The organism is Mucilaginibacter terrae (genome assembly GCF_031951985.1).
In the GTDB taxonomy this organism is placed as follows: Bacteria; Bacteroidota; Bacteroidia; order Sphingobacteriales; family Sphingobacteriaceae; genus Mucilaginibacter; species Mucilaginibacter terrae_A.
Map to the genome: position 1 here is coordinate 3,749,731 of NZ_JAVLVU010000001.1, position 25,038 is coordinate 3,774,768.

Below are 25,038 nucleotides of genomic sequence, written 5' to 3' on the forward strand. Positions count from 1 at the left end.
GCTAAAAATGTGACGAAATATTAAGGGCTGTTATTAAATCTTCTGCCTGTTGTTATATTCATCCAGTTCTCTTTGTGATAGCAGCCTGCCGCCCTGCCACTGGCAATGGTCGGGTTTAGTGAATTTTTCGGCATACCGTTTATTAAATTGGTTAGGGGTGGGTTTCCATATATGGGTAATGGCATGAATTAAGCTGCGCAATATGTTTTTCATGATAGGTTGTTGAACGGCATTAGCGGTAAGGCTAATGCCGTTTGTTGTTTTTAACATGGTCTTAGGTTTATAAGCTGTACATTTATATACGTTACCAAGGCTTGCAATGCTGGGTAAAACGGCTAAAAAATAAATTTTACAAATTGCCCAGCGTTTTGCCTTCGGCTTACGTAAGGTATAGTAGCTATTGCTATATGCCTTGTTGTTTTAATCATCTTAATGAGCCTCTTTACTAAAAAACTGCCCGCCGTTATAAAGGGCTGCAAGGCCAATAAGCGCCCGGACCAGGAGGCTTTATACAAGCTTTTTTATACCGATATGCTGCGGTTGTGCTACCGTTATTTAAAAAGCGACGAGCTGGCGCAGGAGGCTTTAAATGCTGGGTTTTTAAAAGTATTTCAAAATATAGGCGGCTTTAATGAGCAAAAAGGCGAACCCGGAGCCTGGATACATGCTATTATGGTTAACACCTGTATTGACCTTGGACGCAAGGAGGCACGTTTTAACGAGATTACAAGTACAGATGAACTGGGCGATGAGGCTTTTGTAGCGCCGGAAGTGTTAGATAAACTATATGTAGAAGACTTGCTCATAGCCATAAGGACGCTACCCGCTGCAACACAATTGGTGTTCAACCTTTCGGTGCTGGATGGGTATGCGCACCACGAAATAGCCGAACAGTTGCACATTACCGAAAGTACATCGCGCTGGCATTTATCTGAGGCAAAAAAGCAATTGCGCACGCTGCTTCAGCCCAAACAAACAAAAGTTACACCTACTGAAAACCCCCGTAAGGCCCAATGAAAAGTTCAGCATGGTATAATAAACTTTGGCGTAACAAGCTGAATAAATTGCCTGTTAAAGGCGATGCCGGTGCCGCGTGGGCAAACATGCAGCAAATGCTGGATGCGCACCTGCCTGTAAGCGGGGTGCCTGGAGCTTCCCCTGCGGCGGCTAAATCAATTGTGGCAAAAATTGTAAGCATGGCGGCTTATGTGCTACCCGCTGCCGCTATGGTTGGTGCCGCCACCTGGTTTGTGGTAAAACCTCCTGCCAGGCAAAAAATAGCCTTAAAGCCCGGCAAACAAAAAGAATATCATTTAAAGGCGGATTCTGTAAATCGTGAAAAAGGTTTTATAACCGATAATACAGTGGCTGCGGAGCGCATGGGCGCTGATACGGCCGGTAATAATCATGCTGATACAGTAGTTGCTTATGCCGATAATGCAAAGAATAATAGTTTACCGATCCCTGAAAACGGGACTACTGAAAGCATTAATAAATCTACCCCGGGTAAAACAGTTACCGGTGGCGATGTGCTGTTGGGCAAGAACGGAACAGCGGAAAAAGCATCATTAAAAGGTAAGCCAATTACTTCGGGTGGCAATAGCCCTCATGGCCCTGACCATTCAACTGCAACTCATAAAAGAATAGATAATGGCGCATTTCCATCGAACTATAAAGCTGCCGATAAAAGAGGCAATAGCCGCGTGCCGTTAGCCTATTTGACTAAGTTGGCAAACGGCAGTATTCATTCGGGGAGGAATAACTCAACCCGCATCAAAAATAACGGAACGTTAAGTAATGGCGGTATTAAAGCAGTTTGGGAGCATGATCAAAAAATTAATGCTGTTGCCAACCGGTATAAGGCTGAAATACCCAAAGAGCTTAACAATTATATTAGTGCGTCGTTGAATTTTAGTGGTTTACCCACCACTGCCAGTTCCCCGGTATTATATATTCCAAAAGATGCCTCAGGAAAAGTGGAGTTTAACAATTCGCTGCTTGTAGCCGAAGATAAGCCGGGTAAGGCTGTCAATAGCAGTGTGAATGAACTGGCTAATAACAAACCAGCCAGTGCAAAGCCGCCTAAAAACAAAGTACCTAAAGAGTTTAATACGCCTTTGTATAACTGGGGTTTGGAAGCAGGCCTTAACCTGAACAATGGTGCCGGTTGGTATGTTGGGATAGCGGCCGATTATGCCCTTACCAATCGCCTGCTTATTGGTGCGGGCTTACGGCTAACCAGTGGCAGCAAAATTAGTGGCAGCTATAAGCATCCCAGCTTTTTCCAGCCCGATTCGGCCGCTGCATTCACCATTACCGAAGAGCGTAAGATAAGCGCCATACAAGTGCCGTTTAACCTTACTTATAAAGTGAGTGATCTCATTAGTATCAAAGCCGGGGCGGTTATTAACTTTGCCGGTAGCTCAGGCAGTGCAAGTTATACATTGGGGTCGGTGGGCAGTTTTAGTGATACACTTAGGCGCACAAAAAGTATTGATACTGCGGTTAGCAAGTCGGTATTGGCGGGTAAGGTAAGCCTGGGTTTTACCGGCGGGGTTAGCCTTAACTTTAAAAACTTGAGTATTGATGCCCGGTACCTGGCCCTGCCTCCATACCAGGTTAACAATCCTTTGGGCAATTATTCCGGCTCGTATCACCCTTTTCAGGTTGGTGTAACTTACTGGTTTGATCAGGGGGCTAAAAAGCAGCCGGGGGCGAAATAATATTCATCAGTAAAATTCAGGTACTGACAGGATCTTGTCAGTGTTCAACCCGTTCAACTAAATTGAACACCGCGGAAAAATGGGGTAATTTCGCGGTTTTCAGAATAGAAAATCGGAGAGTAGCATAAGGGGGAGTGAGGGATCAGGAGCGAAGAGCGTTATACAGGTATTGGTCAAAGTAAATTCTATTTACTGTGCTAAAAACTAAATTATTACTTTAAAAATCCGTATTTTTGCACCTCTTAATTTTTGTGGAAACCACTGATGTACAAGGAATATAAACAGTTAAATTTATCACAGATAGGCAAGGATGTACTCGAGTTCTGGAAAGAGAACGGCATTTTCGAAAAAAGCATCAGTAGTCGCCCTGCCTCAAACCCCTATACATTTTACGAAGGGCCGCCATCGGCCAATGGTATGCCCGGCATTCACCATGCCATGGCACGGTCTATTAAAGATATATTTTGCCGCTACAAAACCTTAAAAGGCTACCAGGTTAAGCGTAAAGGCGGTTGGGACACCCACGGCCTGCCTATCGAGCTGGCGGTTGAAAAGTCGTTAGGCATAACCAAGGATGATATTGGCAAAAGCATTTCGGTAGATGATTATAACCAGGCCTGCCGCAAGGAGGTAATGCGTTATACCGATGTTTGGAATGACCTTACCCTCAAAATGGGCTACTGGGTTGATTTGGATAACCCCTACATTACCTACGAAAACGATTATATTGAAACCCTTTGGTGGATCTTAAAGCAGCTTTACAACAAAGGCTGGTTGTATAAAGGTTACACGGTACAACCGTACTCGCCAAAATCGGGTACGGGGCTAAGTTCTCATGAGCTTAACCAGCCGGGTACCTACAAAATGGTGAAGGATACCACCATTACGGCGCAGTTTCATTTAAAGAATGATCAGCAGCACCCGCTCATCTCAACCCTGTTTAGCGAAGCCGAAGAAGATACCGTTATACTGGCCTGGACAACTACGCCCTGGACACTGCCATCAAACTGTGCCCTGGCCGTTGGCGAGGATATTGACTATGTTAAAATATCCACCTTTAACCCATATACCTACAAACCGGTAAGCGTGGTTTTGGCCAAAGCACTGGTAGGTAAATACTTTAAAGCCGAAGGCGAAAATGCTTCGTTCGAGGATTATAAAGAAGGTGATAAAGTTATTCCGTGGACAGTTAAAGCCGAATTTAAAGGTTCAGAGCTGATTGGCTTACGCTATCACCAGTTAATGCCATACGTTACCAATGAGGAGCTGGAGAAAAATGCATTCCGCGTTATCCCGGCCGATTTTGTGACAACGGGCGATGGTACGGGTATCGTACACACCGCATCGGTTTTTGGTGCGGATGACTTTAGGGCCTGTAAAGAAAACAACGTACCATCGGTGATGGTGTTAGACGAAACAGGCAAGGAAGTGCCCTTGGTAAATAAACAAGGACGTTTTGTTGACGAGGTGATTGATTACGCCGGCCGTTACGTAAAAGAAGAATATTATAGCAAGGAAGAGCGCGAAGAACCCGGTTTTAAACCAACCGACGTGCTCATCTCTATTAAGCTGAAAGAAGATAACAAGGCATTCAACGTACAAAGATACGAGCACAGTTACCCACACTCGTGGCGTACCGATGAGCCAATTTTGTACTACCCGCTCGATAGCTGGTTTATTAAAACCACTGCCGTTAAGGATAAGCTTATCGAACTAAACAAAACCATCAACTGGAAACCCGAAGCTACCGGTACCGGTCGTTTTGGTAACTGGTTAGAAAACCTGGTTGACTGGAACTTATCGCGTTCACGCTACTGGGGTACCCCGCTGCCCATCTGGCGCGAGGAGAACGGTACCGAGGAAAAATGTATAGGTTCGGTTGAAGAACTGAACAAAGAAATTGACGCTTCTATTGCCGCAGGGTTTATGCCCGCAGGTTTCCGTTTGGCCGATATGCACCGCCCGTATGTGGATGATGTGATATTGGTTTCGGCCAACGGTAAAAAAATGCTGCGCGAGCCCGATCTGATCGACGTTTGGTTTGATTCGGGTGCTATGCCGTATGCACAATGGCATTTCCCGTTCGAGAACAAAGAGCAGTTTGCCGATGCCTACCCGGCCGATTTTATTGCTGAGGGTGTTGACCAAACCCGTGGCTGGTTTTTTACCCTGCACGCCATTGCCGTTATGCTAAGCGAGGCCAGCGACGAGGTAAAAGCCGTAAATGAAAAAGTAGGCAACCGCGGTATTGCATTTAAAAACGTGGTATCAAACGGTTTGGTGCTCGATAAAAACGGCAACAAAATGTCGAAACGTTTAGGCAACGCTGTCGATCCGTTTGAAACTATTGAACAATACGGTGCCGATGCCGCCCGCTGGTACATGATCAGCAATGCATCGCCATGGGATAACCTTAAATTCAATATCGAGGGGTTAGACGAGGTTCGTCGTAAATTCTTCGGTACTTTATATAACACCTACTCGTTCTTTTCGCTTTACGCCAACATCGATATGTTTGATTACAGCGCACCCGAAATAGAACTGAGCCAACGCCCCGAAATTGACCGTTGGATTTTATCGTTATTAAACACCTTAACCCAGGAGGTTGATGGTTTTTATGCCGATTTTGAGCCTACCAAAGCAGCCCGCGCTATTCAGGATTATGTGGATGCCCACCTGAGCAACTGGTACGTACGCCTGAGCCGCCGCCGTTTCTGGAAGTCAGACAATTCGGAAGATAAAACATCGGCTTACCAAACACTTTATACCTGTTTAGTTACCATAGCCAAACTCATGTCGCCCATTGCGCCGTTTTTTGCCGAGCGTTTGTATAACGATTTAAACACCGCTACCGGTAAAGAGCAATTCGAGTCGGTACACTTGACCAATTTCCCTGTCTATCAATCTGAAATAGTTGACAAGGAACTGGAAGAGCGTATGCAACTGGCGCAAGATATATCATCGTTAACCTTATCGTTACGTAAAAAGGTGGGCATCAACGTGCGCCAGCCTTTGAGCAAGATATTGTTGCCCATACTCGATAAAAACTTTGAGCACCAGGTGGAAGCCGTTAAGGAGCTGATCCTGTCGGAAACCAATATTAAGGCCATTGAGTATATTACCGATACAGCCGGTTTTATCAAGCGTAAAATAAAGCCAAACTTTAAGGCATTAGGTCAAAAAGTGGGTAAAGATATGAAGGCCGTGGCCGATGCCATTACCAACTTTACCCAGGATGATATTGCCAAATTGGAAAATGATGGTGAGATTGCCGTATTAGATAATAAATACATTATACTTGCTACAGAGGTTGAAATAACTGCCGAAGACGTTCCGGGGTGGCAGGTTGCTAATTTAGGCAAACTAACAGTAGCCTTAGATGTTACCCTAACCGAAGACCTGAAACAGGAAGGTATATCGCGCGAACTGATCAACCGTATACAAAACCTGCGTAAGAACAGCAATTTTGATGTTACCGATAAAATTAACGTACGCCTGAATTGCCCTATAGTAATTGCCGAAGCTTTAGATAAAAACAAGACCTATATTTGCGCCGAAATTTTGGCTGCGGATATAACAGTAGACAGTTTGCTGAATGATGGCGAGAAAACAACTATTGACGAAAACGAAGTAATTATTTCTATAAGTAAAATATAATGAGCACACCACAAACTGAAAAAACCAGATATTCTGACGCTGAGTTACAAGAGTTTAAAGACCTTATCTTAGACAAAATACGTATTGCACGCGAAGAGCTGAACGCACTTGCATCATCATTAAGTAACCCAAACACTAACGGTACTGATGATACTGCAGGCACCTATAAAACTTTAGAAGATGGATCTGCTACTTTAGAAAAAGAGCAAATTAATCAATTAGCTGCTCGTCAAAAGAAGTTTATTGAGCAGTTGGAGGCCGCTTTAGTACGCATCGAGACCAAAACTTATGGCATTTGCCGCGAAACAGGTAAGTTGATACAAAAGGAGCGCCTGCGTGCCGTGCCGCATACTACCCTGAGCATGGAAGCCAAACTGAAGCAGTAATTATACATGAAGGCATCGTACTTAAAACCTTTCCTTTTAGCTTTTTTGGTGGTACTGGCCGATCAGCTCATTAAAATATGGGTACGCGGCAACATGTACATGGGCCAGGAAATTCATTTTTTGGGCGATAGGGGCATGTTGCTTTACACCGAGAACAATGGTATGGCCTTTGGCTGGGAGTTGGGTGGTGTTGCCGGTAAACTGGCTTTAACCCTGTTCCGTATTGTTGCTGTTGGAGGTATAGGTTACGGCTTGTATTATTTAATAAAGCATAAACACAATCGCGGTCTTATCCTTTGCGTAGCCCTAATTTTTGCAGGTGCGTTGGGTAATATTATCGATTCTACTTTTTACGGCATTATATACGGTTATGCCCCTATATTTCAGGGCCGCGTAGTAGATATGTTCTATTTTCCGCTCATCAGAGGGCATTACCCAACCTGGGTGCCTAAAGTAGGCGGCGATCCGTTCATTTTCTTCCAGCCTATATTTAACCTGGCCGATTCGGCCATTTCGGTAGGCGTTATCCTGATACTTATTTTTCAGAATAAGTATTTTAAAAAGGAGGAAGAAGTAGCCAGCAGCCCTAATAGCGAGGTTGTTGAAGAATAAATTTTAAATGTTCAGATGCGCTAATATGCAAGTGTATATTTCTTAGAAATAAAAAAAGCCGCTCAATTTGAGCGGCTTTTTTTATTTTACAATAAGCGACTAAATTTTCTACTTCTTGGGATTGGCGCAAAGGTAATATGGTTCTAGGTTATCTTTTCCTATATTAATATATTTTGAAAATCAAGAAGTTATAGATTTTTTAAGAAAAAAACTATGTATAATTAAACCTTTAGTTGGCTGCCCTACTCTATAAGGTGCTTTTAATGACAAGGCAAAGCATTTATAAAGGCTGAGAAAAAATAATTTGACTGCCTGTAACAAATATGTTAGTACTTACGTCTTTGCTCTGTTATTAAAAGTATTTCAACCAAATCACAGTTCACAATGTCACTAAATCTACAACCTATATCACCAGTTAGTGCGCCGGCCAACCCCGGCGCCCAAACACCCTCCCTGCGGGGAGATGCTAAGACGATCCGCTCTTAGCTAACAAACAACCTGATCGGTATAACAATTTTAGGTAATGCTTTAGCATAACCCGGGAAAGGTATTGCTTACAATTTTTGTACGGTCAAATTATTAACAAACAAATTTTCAATCAAATCACAATTAAATTTTATGAAACCATTTACAATTTTCAATCGCTTCTTAACAATTACTTTAGCTTCGGCAGCTTTATTAACCACATCTTGTAAAAAAGATAATGAAAAAACACCCGATAATGGTGGAGCCAAACTTGTCAAAATAGAGGAATCGGCAAGTGAATATACCTCGTTTGGCTACAATGCTGCCGGAAAGGTTGATAAAATAACTTCAAAAGGTACCGATGGCGAAGAAACCATCCAAATCGCTTACGATGCCAATCATCCAACCACGGCAACAACGGCTGAGGGGAGCACAAAATTCATCTATGCTAATAATAAATTGGATATAGCCGAGCTATATGCTGGTACCACCAAGTTTGGCCAAATCAAAATCAACTATGTAAATGGCACCGTTAATAACGTAGTGGTATCGCACAACCTGCAGGGAAATTCTGTAAACTTTGCCAAAACCGTTTACGAGTACTATGCCAATGGCGATATTAAAAAGGAAACCGACTATGGCTGGAACATGGCAACCGAAACCTTTGTAATAAGCGGCTCTACTACGTTTGAGTACGATGATAAAAACAACCCATTACTGGCACTTGGCGATGTTTACCAGATCGCTTTCAGCCTGGCATCAAAACATAACCCGGTTAAACAAACCGAGTTTGATGAAGATGGTGCTTTAAATCAAACCACTACTTACACCTATACCTACAATAACAATGCATATCCAGTTACTGCCCAAAAGAAAGTTACCGTACCGGGCCAGGCTAACCCAACTGTTAGCAACATTAAATACACATACCAATAAAATTTGCTATTACCTGCTTACGGCAAGTTAATAATTACTAATATTGGCCGCTCTGCTTAACAAAGGCAGAGCGGCTTTTTACGCTTTACCTATGGCTATTAATACGATCATCTTCGACCTGGGCGCAGTTTTAATTGACTGGCACCCACATCACCTTTACAATAAAATATTTACCGAACCTGCGCAACGCGACTGGTTTTTAGAAAATATTTGTACCAACGATTGGAACGAAGAACAAGACGGAGGCCGTGCCCTGGCCGAAGGAACCGAACTGCGGGTGAAGCAATTTCCCGAGCATGAAGAAAATATCAGGGTCTTTTACGGCCGCTGGGTTGAAATGCTGAATGGCCCCATTGATGGCACTCCCGAAATATTCAGGCAGTTAAAAGAAAGTGGCAAGTATAAGATATATGCCCTCAGCAACTGGTCGGCCGAAACGATGGAGATAGCCTTTAGCCAGTTTGAGTTTTTAGATTGGTTTGACGGCATGGTAATTTCGGGCCTCGAAAAAATGCGCAAACCCGAACCTGTATTTTATCAGCTTTTATTAGACCGCTATAGCATTAAGCCTGAGGAAGCTTTGTTTATTGATGATAACAAACGCAATATTATAGCCGCCGAGAAGATGGGGATTAATAGTATTCATTTTATCAATGCAGCACAACTGGAAAAGGAGCTGAAAAGCCTGGATATTTTATAAGTGCTATTTACCAAAGCGGTAATTTACCCCAAGGCCATATACGGTACTGCTTACACTGAAATACAATTGATTTGAATAGGTAATTGGCGGTAAGTAAAGAAGGTTTATGTCAAATTTTTTGTATAAAATAAAGCCTGCCCTAATATTCACATTTGTCCAATAAGTTAAAAGGTGGGCAAGGTAATCATCTTGTACCGATGCCTTAGGTTCTGAAAATTCAGTGTAAGTGTTTTTTGGATATGTAGATAAATTAAGCCCGATCCCGGCACCCATGTAAAATTTAAAATTATCGGTATTATAAAAACTGTATAAAACTTGCGGAGTAAGGCTTGCCGAAAACTGGTTTATAGCATATTCACGTGGATATTGTTTATTATTTAATTTGAAGGATGCTTTAAGCATGGAAAAAGTTAATTCACCACGCCAAATGAGTTTTTGAGTATACTTATTTGTAAAAAGATCTATTCCGCCAGTTATACGCGGAAAGTAGGAAGTGGAAGGAATGCCACTGAAGTCAAAATTTCCCTTGAATTCGGTTGTAATGCGACTCATAATCACCCCGGCAAAAAACTTTGTACCTATCATACTCGGCGTATTTTTGCTTCTGTCGCTATTAATAATTTTGATAATTCTTACTATATCAGATTGTACAAAATCTGTTTTTTGGATATTTAGATTTATGTTTTTTGCAGTAGGGTTGTATTTATTGGATAGTTGATACAATACATCAATATAAGGGTTAGCGGTTGATAACTGGCTTGACTCATTATAATATTGATGCATTTTCAGTTCGGTAATGGGGCCGTTATTTTCCTGTACAAAATACCTGTACTTTTGATTGTCGCGTTGGCTTAATAAACTTAGTGGCTTGCCTGTGTAGCTCAAATGCAAAAAAACAGTATCAAGCTTTGTGGTAGTATCCAACTGTGAAGGTAGCTCCGGAAATATATTATTATCGGCACTTATACGGCCCATGTAGCTGATGTATCTATCAATATTGTTAATACCGAAGCCTGAAATTTGAGAAGGCTGAAATTTGGTAATACTTTTACTGCTCAAAGAAGGTTTAAACTCAATATTTTCTGGAGTTATATTCCACTCTCTGTAATTGATGTAGCCCTTTAATGTATCGCCGTTTAGCTTTAAAATGTAGGCAGGTTTAAAGTTTGATTGTGCATAAATAGCTGCAGGTAGAGCTAAAAGCAGCGCAACTAAAAGTCTGAAAGTTTTCATGATAAAGAAAAGGCGTTATCCTGCACCGAAGATAACGCCAATGTTTATATGATCAAACAATATGTTAAAAAATAGCCTGTGCAATACGCTTGGTAGGCTCGGGGTTACCCATGGTATAAAAGTGAAGCACAGGTACGCCAAAATCAATCAGCTCTTTACATTGGTTAATCATCCATTCAATGCCCACTTCTTTAACTTCTTTATCATTTTTACAGGCTTGCACGGCATCACATAAATCCTCCGGCATATCAATATGAAATATTTTGGGCAGATTGATGAGTTGTTTAGCAGTAGTAATAGGTTTTAAGCCCGGAATAATAGGCACATTAATACCATTTTCGCGACAAAGGTTCACAAAGGCCTTGTATTTAGTGTTATCAAAAAACATTTGGGTAACGATGAATTTAGCACCGCCATCAACCTTTTGTTTGAGGTACCTGAAATCGGTTTTCAGGTTGGGCGCTTCAAAATGTTTTTCGGGATAAGCCGCCACGCCTATACAAAAATCGGTTTTGTACGATGAATCCTGATACTCGTGCAAATAAATACCGTTGTTCATGTTGGTTACCTGTTCCAACAGTTCAGTAGCATAGCAGTGACCGCCGGGGGTTGGTATAAAACCCGAATCGGTTTTGCGGGCATCTCCACGGAGTACCAATACATTATCAATGCCTAAAAACTGCAAGTCGATGAGCGCATACTCGGTTTCCTCTTTGGTAAAGCCCCCGCAAATTAAGTGCGGAACCGTATCAACCTTATATTTATGCTGAATTGCCGCACATACCGCCACCGTACCCGGGCGCTTACGGTATGTTGCCTTTTGAATAATACCATCAGGGCTTTCCTTGTAAAACAGATCCTCGCGTGATGAGGTCACATCAATAAACGGCGGTTTAAACTCCATCAATGGGTCTATGGCTTTGTAAATACCATCCATGCTTTGCCCCTTAATGGGAGGCAGTAGTTCGAAAGAAAAAAGTGTTTTGCCTTGTGCGTTGGCTATGTGATCGGTGATTTTCATTGGTTTAGTAAAAAGTAGTAAGTACTAAGTAGAAAGAGTATTTCTTAATCCACTTAACATTTTCTGTATCTCGGTAATTTGAATGGTTAGTTGTTTTAATTGTTCGTCCGGAATATAGCTTAATTCATTGGCTATAATAATTTGTGTTTCTAATTCGTATGCTGAACCTAAAGCAATACTGAGGAAATGCTGAAACTCTTTACCTGATTTACGGCCGCAACCCTCTGCAATATTAGATGGGATAGAAACCGCCGACCTGGTAATTTGAGATGTTAATCCATATCTTTCTGTTGCCGGAAAGATATGAGCAACCTGATAAATAGATTTACATATTTGAATTCCGGCTTGCCATACTTTGAGCTCTCTGAAATTATGCATTTTAGTCTTTATACTAAGTACTTACTACTTTTTACTAACATCAATAATTCAAATTCGGCCCTAACCATCTTTCCACCGTTTCTACCGACATGCTTTTACGCTGTGCATAATCCTCAATCTGGTCTTTGCCAATTTTGCCCAAACCAAAATAACGGCTATCCGGGTGCGAAAAATAGAACCCGCTTACTGATGCCGTTGGCAGCATGGCCATGCTTTCGGTAAGGTGCATGTGGGCTTTATCTTCAGCTTTAAGCAAATCAAACAGCGTTACCTTTTCGGTATGCTCGGGGCAAGCGGGGTAGCCCGGTGCCGGGCGAATGCCCTGGTATTGTTCCTTAATTAAGTCCTCGTTGCTTAATTGCTCGTCTTTAGCATAACCCCAGTATTCGCGACGAACCAGTTCATGCATTTTTTCGGCAAAGGCTTCGGCAAGGCGGTCGGCTATGGCTTTGATCATGATGCTGTTGTAATCATCGTGGTCGGCCTCGTATTCGGCAACCAGTTCATCACAACCAATACCGGTGGTTACGGCAAAGCCGCCAAAGTAATCGGGCACGCCGGTTTCTTTAGGTGCAATAAAGTCAGACAGGGCATAGTAGGGCTCACCTTTGGCTTTTTCGGCTTGTTGGCGTAGCGTATGTATGCGGGTTAGCAATTGCGTGCGGCTTTCATCAGCATACAACTCAATGTCGTCTCCCACGCTGTTAGCCGGCCAAAAACCTATAACGCCGTTGGCTTGAAGCAGGTTTTCATCAATTACTTTATTTAATAAAGCCTTCGCATCGTCAAATAGCTTGGTGGCTTCAACCCCAACGTTTTTATCGGTTAATATTTTAGGATAGCTGCCGCGTAGCTCCCAGGTATGAAAAAACGGTGTCCAATCAATATAAGGCACCAGTTCTTTCAGCGGATAAGCTTCGAAAACCTTTGTGCCGGTGAATGATGGTTTGCAAGCCACCGCTCCGTCTAAATTTAGTTGAAACTTATTGGCGCGGGCTTCCTCTAAACTCAGGAAGCGTTTGTCGTTTCGTTTATTCAGGTGAGCTTCACGGGCTTTTTCGTATTCGGCTTTAATACCTTGAATATACTCATCGCGGTTTTCTTTGCTCATTAAAGTGCTGCAAACGGTTACGCTGCGCGATGCATCCAGCACATGGATGGCTGCGCCCGAATAATTAGGCGCAATTTTCACTGCTGCGTGAATACGTGAAGTAGTAGCCCCGCCCACAATTAACGGAATGGTAAAGCCTTGGCGCTCCATTTCTTTGGCAAAATGTACCATTTCATCAAGCGATGGGGTAATTAAACCGCTAAGCCCAATAATGTCTACGTTATGCTCCTTGGCTGCTTCAATAATTTTTTGTGCCGGCACCATCACCCCAAGGTCAATGATCTCGAAGTTGTTACAGGCCAGTACTACGCCAACAATGTTTTTACCAATATCATGTACATCGCCTTTAACGGTGGCCATCAATATTTTACCGGCATTGCTGCGCTGGTTGGCATCAGCATTTAATAGCTTTTCGGCTTCGATGAACGGTAGTAAATAAGCTACAGCCTTTTTCATTACCCTGGCCGATTTTACCACTTGTGGCAAGAACATTTTACCGGCTCCAAACAGGTCGCCTACTATGTTCATGCCGTCCATCAGCGGGCCTTCAATTACTTCCAGCGTACGGGCATATTGCACCCGCGCTTCTTCCACGTCGGCATCAATGTACTCCACAATACCTTTAACCAGCGCATGCGACAGTCGCTTTTGCACCGGCTCGTTGCGCCAGGCTTCGTCGCGTACTATTTCTTTGCCTTTTCTTTTAACCGTGTCGGCATATTCTACCAAACGCTCGGTGGCATCGGGGCGGCGGTTTAACAACACGTCTTCTACCAGTTCGAGCAATTCTTTAGGTATTTCCTCGTAAACCTCGAGCATACCTGCGTTTACAATGCCCATATCCATACCCGCCTTTATGGCGTGGTATAAAAATGCCGAGTGCATAGCCTCGCGCACCACATTGTTACCACGGAAAGAGAACGAAATATTACTTACCCCGCCGCTCACTTTGGCATGGGGCAGGTTTTGTTTTATCCAGCGGGTGGCTTTAATAAAATCTACCGCATAATTATTATGCTCCTCTAAACCGGTGGCTACGGTAAGGATGTTGGGGTCGAAAATAATATCTTCGGGAGGGAAGCCAATTTCGTTAACCAAAATATCATATGAGCGTTTGCATATTTCAACCCGGCGTTCATAATTATCAGCCTGGCCTTGCTCGTCAAACGCCATTACAACCGTAGCAGCTCCATAGCTTAATATTTTGCGGGCATATTCTTTAAACTTTTCTTCACCTTCTTTAAGCGATATAGAATTTACAATACCTTTTCCTTGCAAGCATTTCAAACCAGCCTCTATAACCGACCATTTCGATGAATCGACCATGATAGGCAACTTGGCAATGTCAGGCTCGGAGGCAACCAGGTTCAGGAATTTCACCATCACCGCTTCCGAATCAATCATGCCCTCATCCATGTTAATATCAATAACCTGGGCACCGCCCTCTACCTGCTGGCGGGCAACGGTAAGGGCTTCTTCATAGTTTTCGGCCAGTATCAGTTTCGAAAACTTGGGCGAACCGGTGATATTGGTACGCTCACCCACGTTTACAAAGTTGGTAAGCGGGGTAACGGTAACTGCTTCCAGGCCGCTAAGGCGCATATAGGTTTCTACCTCAGCTTTTTTGCGGGGCTGATATTTGGCTGCGCGATCGGCAATACATTTAATGTGCTCGGGTGTAGTACCGCAGCATCCGCCTACTATGTTTACCAGTCCGGCCTGCATAAAATCGTCAACCTGGTGCGCCGTTTCGTGCGGGGTTTCGTCGTATGCGCCAAATTCGTTAGGTAAACCGGCGTTAGGATAGGCTGATATAAATACGTTGGCTTTATCAGAGAGTTCCTCTAAATAGGGGCGCATTTCGCGCGCACCCAAAGCACAGTTTAAACCAACCGATAGTAGGTTAGCGTGGCGCACCGAATTCCAGAAAGCCTCCACCGTTTGCCCCGAAAGGGTGCGGCCCGAAGCATCGGTAATGGTACCCGAAATCATGATGGGTAGGTTTTTGCCGCTTTCTTCGGCATAACGCTGTGCGGCAAACAAAGCCGCCTTGGCATTCAGCGTATCAAATATGGTTTCAATAAGTAACAGGTGCGATCCACCGTCAACCAAACCGCGTATCTGCTCATAATAAGCTTCGGCCAAATTATCAAATGTTACCGCGCGGTAACCCGGGTCATTTACATCGGGAGATAACGAGGCCGTACGGTTAGTTGGGCCAACGGCACCGGCTACATAGCGGGGCTTATCAGGGTTATTTTGGGTATAAACATCAGCAACCTCACGGGCTAAACGGGCACCCTCAAAACTAAGTTCATAACCCAGCTCTTCCATATGGTAATCGGCCAGTGATATGCGCTGGGTACTGAAGGTATTTGTTTCAATAATGTCGGCCCCGGCATCCAGGTACTCGGCATGTATGGCTTTAATCACATCAGGACGGGTAAGATTTAAAAGGTCGTTATTGCCTTTTAAATCACTCGGGTGATCTTTAAAACGCTCTCCGCGAAAATCCTCCTCCGTCAATTGATAGCGCTGAATCATGGTACCCATGGCGCCGTCAATTATCAATATGCGTTTTTGTAGTTGTTCTCTAATGTCCATTGCTTAGTAAGAAAGTAGTAAGTAAAAAGTAGTAAGCAATATTCATTGATATACAAAGTATAAAGCTGTATAGTCTTAATACTTTGTACTTACTACTAAGTACTAACTAAAACAGCTTATATCGAAAAGTCGGTGTGTTGGAATTTGACTCTCGCTTATCCGTCTTAAAACCTTACAGTACGATTTTAAGTAGATTGTAGCACCTTGTAAGTACAGGTTGCTAAGACTTCGCAGGGTCCAGTCCCTCCATCTTTCTCTATAAGCGGTACAAATTTGCAAAATAACGGTGTGAATTGCAATAGCAGCAGAGGTATTATGCACAAAAGCCGTTTCATAATTTTATGAAACGGCTTAATACATAAGTGATGTAGCTTAAAACCGGTATCCAAGTCCTATGCCAACAACCCAGGGGTTAATTTTTACATCGGCATTAATATTTCTTAAAACAGGAGCCAGGGCAGGGCTGCCAGCAGGCGTTAAGTTAGATGCATCAACCGAAACATCTGTTGAAAGAAAGATCTTTTTAACATCGAGGTTGATGAACATACTTTTGCTGATGTCAAAATCAACGCCGAGCTGTGCGGCAAAGGCAAATTTGTTTTGGTATGATATATCCTGTACAACGGGTCCTTTATCAGCATTGTAAAATATAGTGTAGTTTGCGCCTGCACCAATATATGGTTTTACAAATGAGCCTGTTGGTAAATGGTATTGCAAGGTTAGGGTTGGAGGCAGCAGCCATACTTTACCCAAATCAACATCAGCTTGTGCTGCTCCGCCTATAGCACTCAGGTTTGATGCCTTCGTGCTTACCTTATGCCGGGTGGTTGCCAAAATAAGTTCGGCCGAGAAATTTTTGGCAAAAAAGTAGGTAAAGTCTAATTCGGGTACAAAAGTGTTGCTGATTTTGGCATCGCCGCCTATAACGCCTATTTCGGCACTTTCGGACGGTATAACGCCTATGCCTCTAAGCCGTATATTCCATTCATGTTTTTGCTGAGCAAAACTGGTAAAACCCATAAGTAGCAAAAAAGATAAGAGTAGATTTTTCATAATACAGTTGAATCAAATTATGTTTCAAATGTATCGGGCAGCATTTACCTTATTCTTGATTGGGGGCATGTACAAGAATGATACTCATCATTGATGCCTATAAACAACAAAAGCCACCCCTAAAGGCAGCTTTGTTATATTGAAGTAAGGGTTTAATATTAATCGCCGCGGCGGCCACCAAATATTCTTAATAATGATAAAAACAGGTTAATAAAATCGAGGTATAGGGTTAATGCACCCATAATGGCCATCTTTTTAGCATCAGCCATGCCGTATTCTAAACCTGCGCCAATGCGTTTTAGCTTTTGCACATCATAAGCGGTTAAGCCCACAAACACGGCCACACCTATATAGCTTAAAGCCTTGTTCATGCCCGGGCTTTGAATAAACATGTTCACCAATGATGCGATAACCATGCCCATTAGGCCCATTATCATGAGTGAGCCAAATTTTGTCAAGTCCTGGTTGGTAGTATAACCAGCCACAGCCATGATGCCAAACACTGCCGATGCCGTAATAAACACGCCTACCACCGACGATTGGGTATACACCATTAGCACAAAGCTTAAACCGGCACCCATAAGCACAGCAAACAAAAGAAACAGCAGGGTAAGCACCGGTGCCGAAAACTTGTTAATGCCAAAAGACATGGCAATTACAAAAACAATAGGCGCAAACATAACAATGGTGCCCAAGCCTGTGCGGCCACCGGTAACAGGGTCGAGCAGTAAGTTTGTGTATTGCTGATTGGTAGCAAATAAGTAAGCAACAAAAGCAGATACACCCAATGCCACAAACATCCACATAAACACATTGGCAATGAATTTACGCGATGAAGCATTTTCATCGAGCTGTACTACATTCTTGTATTGATAATTAAAATTATTGTTTTCCATTTTTAATAATTAGTCACACTGATAAGATAATGATACAAGATTATACCTTTTTGACTAATAATACAACGTGAAAAGGTGTGTATTTATTTTAGTTTGCATAGGGTTATGGTTACCTTAAAAATATAAAGAGTCGTATATATTTATATGGAACAGGTATTAGCATTTTAGCAAAAATAGGTTAGGTTTATTATTAGAGTATTATGATTATTGATTGCCGGGGTTAAATATTTAATTTATGGATATATTAGTAGCGTTTATGCTTAACTTATAACATATGGCCAACCCGGTTAATACCATTAAAGATTTCAGATACGATATTAATGCTTTGAGGGCAATTGCCATTATTGGAGTATTGTTTTTCCACTATAAGGTAAGTTATTTTGATGGTGGTTTTGCAGGCGTAGATGTTTTCTTCGTTATTTCGGGCTATTTAATGACCCGTATAATTGTAAAGGGGCTTGATAAGGGAGGATTTTCATTTGCCGATTTTTACGGAAAGCGGCTCAAACGTATATTACCTGCTTTACTTTTTTTAATACTGCTGCTTACCGTTGCCTGTTTTTTTATTTATTTCCCGGGCGACTACCGCACCGCTCAGCGTAATGCAGCAGCCAGTTTATTATTTGTGTCAAATATTTTATACTGGAAAACCACCAATTACTTTGCCACCGCTTCAGACGATAATATATTACTACACACCTGGTCATTATCTGCCGAGTGGCAGTTTTATTTGTTATACCCTGTATTGCTATTAGTCTTATACAAGGTAGTCCGTAATAAAAAGCTTCATTTGCCGGTATTTATTTTGGTAACCCTGGGACTATATGTAATGGCCGTTAAGTGGAGCCACCGCGATCAAACTTCGGCTTTTTACCTTTTGCCAACCCGCTCGTGGGAAATGTTGTTTGGCGGTATTGCTTTTTTAGCTCAAGACTATGTTAAGGCATTTAAGGCACGTTGGCTATTAGCCCTTGCCGGGTATGCCGCCATAATATTTTGTTACCTCACTTATAAAAGCGGAATGTTTTGGCCCGGTACAAAAACTATGGTGCCTGTTTTGGCCACGTTTTTAATCATCGTAGCCAACTGCGATTTTAAGGTACTCAGGTTTTCAGCGGTGCAATTCATCGGTAAAATATCATACTCATTGTACCTGTGGCACTGGCCGGTATTTGTTATAGGGCAATACCTGGGTTTTGATCTAACCCCGGTATCGGTTATAGTGTATACGTTAATAGCTGTTGTATGCGGATATATATCTTACCGTTTGGTTGAAACGCGTAACTATAACAGCAACCCGCAAATTTTAACAGCTGCTTTTACTTTATTAATTTTTACCGGTTGTTTTGCTTACTTGCCTGCAAACAACATTGTTTTTAAAAACAGCACGGTTAACATTGCTAATTATAAAGACATGCAAAATGAGAGTAAAAGCAAGCATGATGGGCCTCACTGCTGGATATCAAGAAACGTAAATGATTTTGATAAAGGAGAATGCCTTGCTATTATTCCGCAAAAGAAAAACTTTTTGTTGATAGGTGATAGTCATGCTGCCCAGTTTGCAGGTGTATTCAGGGAAGAGTTTAAAAAGCGCAACATCAATTTAATGCAAGCTACGGCAAGCGGTTGTTTTGCCATAAAACGGCCAAATGGCGAAGCGCGTTGCCGTGAGCTGATGGCTTATGTTTATGATGACTTTATAAAAAACAACAGTACCAAAATTGACGGTGTAATTATATGCGGAAACTGGGTTAGCGGGTATAAAACCCGTACTGATTTGGTAAACGATTTAAAAAACACTTTAGCTCATTTGCAAAAAAGCAACGTACCTGCTGTAATTATAGGGCAAAACGAAACTTACAAAATGACTTATCCTTACATATTGGCGCGTGAAAATGAGTATAATGTAAGCATAAGCAAAAAGTATCTCACCCCCGAATCGGTTGAAATAAACAAGTACCTGAAAAGTAATCTGAAAGATAGCTATATAGACGTATACAACTACGGGCAAACTCCAAAACCGGTTAACGATGTTCCATACATGTCTGACCGTAATCACCTGAGCACTCATGGGGCAAGGCTGGCCATGAATAAAATTTTGGCGAACCCAGCTTTTGTAAATATGCTCAATTAACAAACGTAACCTTTACATCGCCTACAACATCGGTTTTAGCAACTTTAACCTTTTTTGCAATGCTTGCTTTGGCAGTTTTCTTTTTAGCCACTTTAGCCGTTTTGCTAAACACCAACGCTGCTTTGCCGCTTTGGTAATACTTGCAAAAATGCGTTAACGGGCAAATCTCGCATTTAGGACGGCGTGCCAAGCAAATATAACGGCCATGTAATATGAGCCAGTGGTGTGCCATGGCTATAGTTTCTTTAGGCAAAAATTCTATCAATTGCTTTTCAACCGCCAAGGGTGTGCGTGCATTGGTGGTTAAACCAATGCGGTTACTTACCCTGAATACGTGGGTATCAACTGCCATGGCCGGGGCATTGTAAACTACCGAGGCAATTACATTGGCTGTTTTGCGGCCCACACCGGGCAGCTTTTGCAGCTCATTTAAGTCTGATGGTACCTGGCTGTTAAATTGTTCAACCAGCATTTTTCCCATCCCGGCCAGGTGTTTAGATTTGTTGTTAGGATAGCTTACGCTGCGTATATAAGTAAAAATCTCATCAGCATCAGCAGCCGCCAAATCTTCAGGAGTAGGGAAGCGCTTAAACAAGGCTGGCGTAACCTGGTTTATACGCTTATCAGTACATTGTGCCGATAAAATAACCGCCACCAGCAACTCGTATGGGTTGGAATAGTGCAGTTCCGTTTCGGCATCGGGCTGGTGTTTCGAAAAATATTCGACAAGTAACTGATAGCGTTCTTTTTTGAGCATTGCACAAATATAAAAAAAGCCCCGTTTTAGCGGGGCTTTGTAGTGCGTTAACGCAAGCTTTTAGAGTAGTTGAGCAAATTCTCAATGGTTTGCTTTTTAGGTTTTACCTGTAAAGCATCTAACTCTGTGCGCAGTGCATGATGGAACAATAGTTCGTCGGCATCTGCATATTCGGTCACATCTATTCCCTCAACCATATCCTTACTGTTAGTGATCGCGTTTAAAAATTTTGTAGAAGTTTCATCCATAAGCTTTACTTGTTGTGTTCGTGTGTGTTTGTCAACAAATAACGCCTAATCCTTAATGATTATTTTAATGAATGATATAAATTTTTAATTTTTTTTCACTATTAGTTCTTCAAGCTCAATTCTTTGGTCTGCATCATCTTGCGCAGGTTGTTAAGGGCATAGCGCATACGGCCCAAAGCCGTGTTAATACTCACCTCGGTAACGTCAGCAATTTCTTTAAAGCTCATGTCGCCAAAGTGGCGCATGATTAACACTTCTTTTTGCTCGGCAGGGAGTAAATGTATCAGCGCTTTTAAATCTTTATGGGTTTGCTCGCGTACCATGCGGTCTTCAGTACTTTCGTCATAATGGCCTAATACCTCAAAAATATCAAAGTCGTCGCCACTACTCACCAACGGAGCACGCTTTTCGCGACGGAAATGGTCAATAACCAAATTGTGTGCAATACGGCTTACCCAAGGTAAAAACTTACCTTCTTCATTATATTTACCGGCTTTGAGGGTATTAATTACCTTAATAAAGGTATCCTGAAAAATATCCTCGGCCAGATACTCGTCTTTAACCAATAAGTAAATGGAAGTGTAAATTTTAGACTTATAACGTCGGATAAGCTCAACAAGCCCCCCTTCATCGCCCGCTATGTATAGATGGATTAACTCCTGATCACTTTTCAAATTAAAATCCATAGAACTTCTACTTTAAAATCAATAAATTTAAATAAATCACGTTTTAAGTAAAGTTCTAATCTATAGGGGTTCCTCGCTTTTAATTTGTATCTCAAATAAAATGAATATTGTGTTAATATGCAAATATTTTTAAAACACAGGTGTTATAACACATTATAATGACAAACCCCGCAGTACTAAAATGCTGCTTTTTACGATTAAGAACATTTACCCGTAATGTGGGTTAGGTTGCTTAATAGTATATACGCAACCTGCTGGCACATTGTAACAACGGTTATTAAATGTTTGACTAAATCTTTCGTTTGAGGTTTAAGCAAACGGGGTAATTTATTGTGCAAAGCACGGAGTTTTTATCAAAGAAGAATTTAATGCATTATTAATATAGATACATCGTCATTTAATTAAAAAGGCTTGCATAATGCTAAACATTTTAGGATTTTTGCACTTTGAAATTAGTCCATAGCCCATGGACGATAGACCATAGCTAAGAGATTAGTACGATGGGTTTTACTATCGACTATGGGCCATTGACTATTGACCAAACAACATGTTAGAAACCGAAAAAGATCCACAACGTCATATTATTATAAAAGGTGCCCGTGTTCATAATTTAAAAAACATGGACATTGCCATACCCAAAAACCAACTGGTGGTGATAACGGGCATGTCGGGCTCGGGCAAATCGTCGTTGGCGTTTGATACGTTGTATGCCGAGGGGCAGCGCCGTTATGTGGAAAGTCTTTCATCATATGCCCGCCAGTTTTTGGGCCGTATGAATAAGCCCGATGTGGATTATATTAAAGGTATAGCCCCTGCCATAGCCATTGAGCAAAAGGTAATTACCAGTAACCCGCGTTCAACCGTGGGTACCAGTACCGAGATATATGATTACCTGAAGCTATTGTTCTCGCGCATTGGCAAAACAATATCGCCGGTATCGGGCGTACAGGTAAAAAAAGATACCGTTACCGATGTGGTTAACCTGGCTCAAACTATGCCCGATGATACGCAGCTAACTATACTGTGTCCGCTGCATCCGCATAACAACCGCAGCTTAAAAGAAGAGCTGGCCGTTTTGATGCAAAAAGGTTTTGTAAGGGTAGAGTACAACGGCAAAGTATCGCGCATTGAGGCTTTGCTGGAAGACGAGTCGATTACCAATGAGCCGCTTACGCCTAAGGATGAGTTACGCATAGTGATTGACCGTGTGACCATGAACCAGGAAGAGGAAACCATGAGCCGCATTGCCGATTCGGCCCAAACCGCGTTTTTTGAGGGTAAAGGTGATTGCTACGTACGCTACCAAAAGCCTGAAGAAGATAAAGAAACCGAAAACTTTTTTTGCGACCGCTTTGAGTTGGATGGCATCAGGTTTGAAGAGCCTACGCCCAACTTTTTCAGCTTTAATAATCCTTATGGGGCTTGCCGCAAATGTGAGGGGTACGGTAAGGTAATTGGTATTGATGAAGATTTGGTAATTCCGGACAAGAGCAAATCTATTTATGACAATGCCATTGCCCCTTGGCGTGGCGAAAAAATGGGCGAATGGAATCAGCGATTAATAACCCAGGCCGATAAATTCAACTTCCCTATTCATCGCCCATACAGCCAATTGAGCGATAAGGAAAAGAAAGTGTTATGGACCGGGAACAAATATTTTCAGGGACTGGATGCATTTTTTAAAGAAATAGAAGAGCAGACCTATAAAATACAGTACCGCGTAATACTTTCGCGCTACCGCGGAAAAACCACCTGCCCCGATTGTAAGGGCAGCCGCTTACGCCCCGATGCTACTTATGTGAAAATTGCCGGCCACTCTATTACCGATATTGTGTTGATGCCTTTGGATAAGGCAAAGGAATTTTTCAGTACGCTGCAATTAGACGAGCACGATGCCAAAATTGCCAAACGCTTGCTGATGGAAATAACTAACCGCATCAGCTTTTTAAATGATGTGGGCTTGGGTTATTTAACGCTTAACCGTTTGTCGAACACGCTTTCGGGCGGCGAATCGCAGCGTATTAACCTGGCAACCTCGCTGGGCAGCAGTTTGGTAGGTTCGGTCTATGTGCTGGATGAGCCAAGTATTGGTTTGCACCCGCGCGATACGCAAAGGTTGATCACCGTGCTAAAATCATTACGAGATGTAGGCAACACCGTTTTGGTGGTTGAGCACGAGGAAGAAATTATGCAGGCCGCCGATCATATTATTGATATTGGCCCGGAGGCAGGAACGCATGGAGGGCAACTGATATTCTCGGGCACGTACGACCAGATATTGACCGACGACAACAGTCTTACCGGCAAATACCTCAGTGGTCGCGAGGAGATCGAGCAACCCGAGTATCGCCGTAAATGGAACGATTTTGTGGAGATAAAAGGTGCCCGCGAAAATAACCTGCAAAACATCGATGTGAAATTTCCGCTGGGCGTACTTTCGGTAGTTACAGGTGTGTCGGGTTCGGGTAAAACCAGTTTGGTGAAGCGTATTCTGCACCCGGCCTTGCAAAAGGTATTGGGCAATTATTCGGGCGAGCAAACCGGTGCTTACGATAGTATTGAGGGCGATTACAGCAAGATAGAAGCCGTTGAAATGGTGGACCAAAACCCCATCGGCCGTTCATCGCGCTCAAACCCGGTAACTTATGTAAAAGCCTGGGATGAGATACGTAACCTGTATGCTGCCCAACCAGCCGCCAAAGCCGGCGGACTAAAGCCATCGGCATTTTCTTTTAACGTAGAAGGCGGCCGTTGCGATGTTTGCCAGGGCGAAGGAGAGGTGAAGATAGAGATGCAGTTTATGGCCGATATTTTCCTGCCTTGCGAAGCTTGTAATGGTAAACGCTTTAAACAGCACATACTGGATATTACCTACCAGGAAAAAAACGTATCGGAAGTGCTGGAAATGACCATCGATGAAGCCATTGAGTTTTTTGTTAATGAACCCAAGGTGCTTAATAAGATCAAGCCATTGCAGGATGTTGGCTTAGGATATGTTCAATTAGGGCAATCATCAAACACCCTTTCGGGTGGTGAGGCACAGCGTATTAAGCTGGCTTCATTCTTAATTAAAGGTAACAACGCCAGCAAAACCCTGTTCATATTTGATGAGCCGACTACCGGCCTGCACTTTGCCGATATTAAAAAGTTGCTCAAATCATTCAACGCCCTGTTAGAGCAGGGCAACACCATAATTGTAATTGAGCACAATATGGATGTGATAAAATGCGCCGATTGGATAATAGACATTGGCCCAGGTGGCGGCAACCACGGAGGCACTCTTGTTTTTGAGGGCTTACCTGAGGATTTGCTGAAAAACAAAAAAAGTTTTACCGGCCAGTTTTTAAAGGAGCGATTGGGTAAGTAATAAATAACCCACGTCATTGCGAGGTACGAAGCAATCTCTGCGGATGCAAAGCTAATATGCATAGTTCAGAG

The 25,038-nt window shown here is 42.6% G+C and carries 19 protein-coding genes and 1 riboswitch; of the genes, 9 read left to right on the plus strand and 10 right to left on the minus strand.

Translation table 11 applies throughout. The features are described from left to right. Positions 1 to 33: 33 nt before the first annotated feature. Positions 34 to 270, minus strand: a complete 237-nt coding sequence (locus QE417_RS15970; RefSeq protein WP_311951464.1) for a hypothetical protein — start codon at positions 268 to 270, stop codon at positions 34 to 36. 162 nt (positions 271 to 432) lie between these two features. Between QE417_RS15970 and QE417_RS15975 the strand changes: the two genes are divergently transcribed. The 7 genes from QE417_RS15975 to QE417_RS16005 all read left to right on the plus strand — a co-directional run bounded on the left by QE417_RS15975 (position 433) and on the right by QE417_RS16005 (position 9,479). Continuing rightward, entirely contained in the window at positions 433 to 1,017 is a 585-nt protein-coding gene (locus QE417_RS15975) for an RNA polymerase sigma factor (RefSeq protein ID WP_311951465.1), read from the plus strand. Continuing rightward, complete coding sequence (locus tag QE417_RS15980) at positions 1,014 to 2,723, plus strand: hypothetical protein (RefSeq protein ID WP_311951466.1); 1,710 nt, start codon at positions 1,014 to 1,016, stop codon at positions 2,721 to 2,723. Before QE417_RS15975 ends, QE417_RS15980 begins: the two co-directional genes overlap by 4 nt. Before the next feature lie 264 nt (positions 2,724 to 2,987). Then, on the plus strand, positions 2,988 to 6,380 hold the full coding sequence (gene ileS, locus QE417_RS15985) for an isoleucine--tRNA ligase (RefSeq protein ID WP_311951467.1): 3,393 nt from the start codon (positions 2,988 to 2,990) through the stop codon (positions 6,378 to 6,380). Beyond that, entirely contained in the window at positions 6,380 to 6,766 is a 387-nt protein-coding gene (locus tag QE417_RS15990) for a TraR/DksA family transcriptional regulator (RefSeq protein ID WP_311951468.1), read from the plus strand. The genes ileS and QE417_RS15990 overlap by 1 nt, the downstream gene beginning before the upstream one ends. 6 nt (positions 6,767 to 6,772) lie before the next feature. Continuing rightward, on the plus strand, positions 6,773 to 7,378 hold the full coding sequence (locus tag QE417_RS15995) for a lipoprotein signal peptidase (RefSeq protein ID WP_311951469.1): 606 nt from the start codon (positions 6,773 to 6,775) through the stop codon (positions 7,376 to 7,378). Positions 7,379 to 7,996: 618 nt separating this feature from the next. Further along, positions 7,997 to 8,779, plus strand: coding sequence for a hypothetical protein (locus QE417_RS16000; RefSeq protein WP_311951470.1), 783 nt, complete (start codon positions 7,997 to 7,999; stop codon positions 8,777 to 8,779). 43 nt (positions 8,780 to 8,822) lie between these two features. Beyond that, the gene (locus QE417_RS16005) at positions 8,823 to 9,479 is read left to right on the plus strand and encodes an HAD family hydrolase (RefSeq protein WP_311951471.1); all 657 of its coding nucleotides are present in this window, start codon (positions 8,823 to 8,825) and stop codon (positions 9,477 to 9,479) included. A gap of 3 nt (positions 9,480 to 9,482) precedes the next feature. On the opposite strand, the gene QE417_RS16010 is transcribed toward QE417_RS16005, so the two are convergent. The 6 genes from QE417_RS16010 to QE417_RS16035 all read right to left on the minus strand — a co-directional run bounded on the left by QE417_RS16010 (position 9,483) and on the right by QE417_RS16035 (position 17,775). Next, on the minus strand, positions 9,483 to 10,712 hold the full coding sequence (locus tag QE417_RS16010; protein ID WP_311951472.1) for a hypothetical protein: 1,230 nt from the start codon (positions 10,710 to 10,712) through the stop codon (positions 9,483 to 9,485). A gap of 64 nt (positions 10,713 to 10,776) precedes the next feature. Next, entirely contained in the window at positions 10,777 to 11,733 is a 957-nt protein-coding gene (gene metF / locus QE417_RS16015) for a methylenetetrahydrofolate reductase [NAD(P)H] (RefSeq protein ID WP_311951473.1), read from the minus strand. A 24-nt stretch (positions 11,734 to 11,757) separates the two neighbouring features. Continuing rightward, positions 11,758 to 12,111 carry a four helix bundle protein gene (locus QE417_RS16020; protein ID WP_311951474.1) on the minus strand — a complete coding sequence of 118 codons (354 nt, stop codon included), beginning with the start codon at positions 12,109 to 12,111 and terminating at the stop codon, positions 11,758 to 11,760. 40 nt (positions 12,112 to 12,151) lie between these two features. Continuing rightward, positions 12,152 to 15,826 carry a methionine synthase gene (gene metH, locus QE417_RS16025; RefSeq protein WP_311951475.1) on the minus strand — a complete coding sequence of 1,225 codons (3,675 nt, stop codon included), beginning with the start codon at positions 15,824 to 15,826 and terminating at the stop codon, positions 12,152 to 12,154. Positions 15,827 to 15,978: 152 nt separating this feature from the next. Continuing rightward, a riboswitch (SAM riboswitch) is annotated at positions 15,979 to 16,091 on the minus strand. 107 nt (positions 16,092 to 16,198) lie between these two features. After that, positions 16,199 to 16,879, minus strand: a complete 681-nt coding sequence (locus QE417_RS16030; protein ID WP_311951476.1) for an OmpW/AlkL family protein — start codon at positions 16,877 to 16,879, stop codon at positions 16,199 to 16,201. A 158-nt stretch (positions 16,880 to 17,037) separates the two neighbouring features. After that, positions 17,038 to 17,775 carry a Bax inhibitor-1/YccA family protein gene (locus QE417_RS16035; RefSeq protein ID WP_311951477.1) on the minus strand — a complete coding sequence of 246 codons (738 nt, stop codon included), beginning with the start codon at positions 17,773 to 17,775 and terminating at the stop codon, positions 17,038 to 17,040. A 274-nt stretch (positions 17,776 to 18,049) separates the two neighbouring features. Here QE417_RS16035 and QE417_RS16040 point away from each other — a divergent pair, with 274 nt between their 5' ends. Beyond that, positions 18,050 to 19,909 carry an acyltransferase family protein gene (locus QE417_RS16040; RefSeq protein ID WP_311951478.1) on the plus strand — a complete coding sequence of 620 codons (1,860 nt, stop codon included), beginning with the start codon at positions 18,050 to 18,052 and terminating at the stop codon, positions 19,907 to 19,909. On the opposite strand, the gene nth is transcribed toward QE417_RS16040, so the two are convergent. The 3 genes from nth to QE417_RS16055 all read right to left on the minus strand — a co-directional run bounded on the left by nth (position 19,902) and on the right by QE417_RS16055 (position 21,600). Continuing rightward, complete coding sequence (nth, locus tag QE417_RS16045; protein WP_311951479.1) at positions 19,902 to 20,666, minus strand: endonuclease III; 765 nt, start codon at positions 20,664 to 20,666, stop codon at positions 19,902 to 19,904. The genes QE417_RS16040 and nth overlap by 8 nt on opposite strands. A 47-nt stretch (positions 20,667 to 20,713) precedes the next feature. After that, positions 20,714 to 20,914, minus strand: a complete 201-nt coding sequence (locus QE417_RS16050; protein ID WP_311951480.1) for a hypothetical protein — start codon at positions 20,912 to 20,914, stop codon at positions 20,714 to 20,716. Positions 20,915 to 21,015: 101 nt separating this feature from the next. Continuing rightward, positions 21,016 to 21,600: an RNA polymerase sigma factor gene (locus QE417_RS16055; protein WP_311951481.1), complete on the minus strand. Its 585-nt coding sequence runs from the start codon at positions 21,598 to 21,600 to the stop codon at positions 21,016 to 21,018. Positions 21,601 to 22,147: 547 nt separating this feature from the next. Between QE417_RS16055 and uvrA the strand changes: the two genes are divergently transcribed. Next, the gene (uvrA, locus tag QE417_RS16060) at positions 22,148 to 24,967 is read left to right on the plus strand and encodes an excinuclease ABC subunit UvrA (RefSeq protein WP_311951482.1); all 2,820 of its coding nucleotides are present in this window, start codon (positions 22,148 to 22,150) and stop codon (positions 24,965 to 24,967) included. Positions 24,968 to 25,038 lie beyond the last annotated feature (71 nt).

Bases quoted from the DNA above. Each gene is read 5' to 3' on its own strand.
- QE417_RS16010 (WP_311951472.1), bottom strand. From the start codon at position 10,712: ATGAAAACTTTCAGACTTTTAGTTGCGCTGCTTTTAGCTCTACCTGCA.
- metH (WP_311951475.1), bottom strand. From the start codon at position 15,826: ATGGACATTAGAGAACAACTACAAAAACGCATATTGATAATTGACGGC.
- QE417_RS16040 (WP_311951478.1), top strand. From the start codon at position 18,050: ATGGCCAACCCGGTTAATACCATTAAAGATTTCAGATACGATATTAAT.
- QE417_RS16035 (WP_311951477.1), bottom strand. From the start codon at position 17,775: ATGGAAAACAATAATTTTAATTATCAATACAAGAATGTAGTACAGCTC.
- QE417_RS16020 (WP_311951474.1), bottom strand. From the start codon at position 12,111: ATGCATAATTTCAGAGAGCTCAAAGTATGGCAAGCCGGAATTCAAATA.
- QE417_RS15980 (WP_311951466.1), top strand. From the start codon at position 1,014: ATGAAAAGTTCAGCATGGTATAATAAACTTTGGCGTAACAAGCTGAAT.
- nth (WP_311951479.1), bottom strand. From the start codon at position 20,666: ATGCTCAAAAAAGAACGCTATCAGTTACTTGTCGAATATTTTTCGAAA.
- QE417_RS16055 (WP_311951481.1), bottom strand. From the start codon at position 21,600: ATGGATTTTAATTTGAAAAGTGATCAGGAGTTAATCCATCTATACATA.
- QE417_RS15995 (WP_311951469.1), top strand. From the start codon at position 6,773: ATGAAGGCATCGTACTTAAAACCTTTCCTTTTAGCTTTTTTGGTGGTA.
- metF (WP_311951473.1), bottom strand. From the start codon at position 11,733: ATGAAAATCACCGATCACATAGCCAACGCACAAGGCAAAACACTTTTT.
- QE417_RS15990 (WP_311951468.1), top strand. From the start codon at position 6,380: ATGAGCACACCACAAACTGAAAAAACCAGATATTCTGACGCTGAGTTA.
- ileS (WP_311951467.1), top strand. From the start codon at position 2,988: ATGTACAAGGAATATAAACAGTTAAATTTATCACAGATAGGCAAGGAT.
- QE417_RS16030 (WP_311951476.1), bottom strand. From the start codon at position 16,879: ATGAAAAATCTACTCTTATCTTTTTTGCTACTTATGGGTTTTACCAGT.
- QE417_RS15975 (WP_311951465.1), top strand. From the start codon at position 433: ATGAGCCTCTTTACTAAAAAACTGCCCGCCGTTATAAAGGGCTGCAAG.
- QE417_RS16050 (WP_311951480.1), bottom strand. From the start codon at position 20,914: ATGGATGAAACTTCTACAAAATTTTTAAACGCGATCACTAACAGTAAG.
- uvrA (WP_311951482.1), top strand. From the start codon at position 22,148: ATGTTAGAAACCGAAAAAGATCCACAACGTCATATTATTATAAAAGGT.
- QE417_RS15970 (WP_311951464.1), bottom strand. From the start codon at position 270: ATGTTAAAAACAACAAACGGCATTAGCCTTACCGCTAATGCCGTTCAA.
- QE417_RS16000 (WP_311951470.1), top strand. From the start codon at position 7,997: ATGAAACCATTTACAATTTTCAATCGCTTCTTAACAATTACTTTAGCT.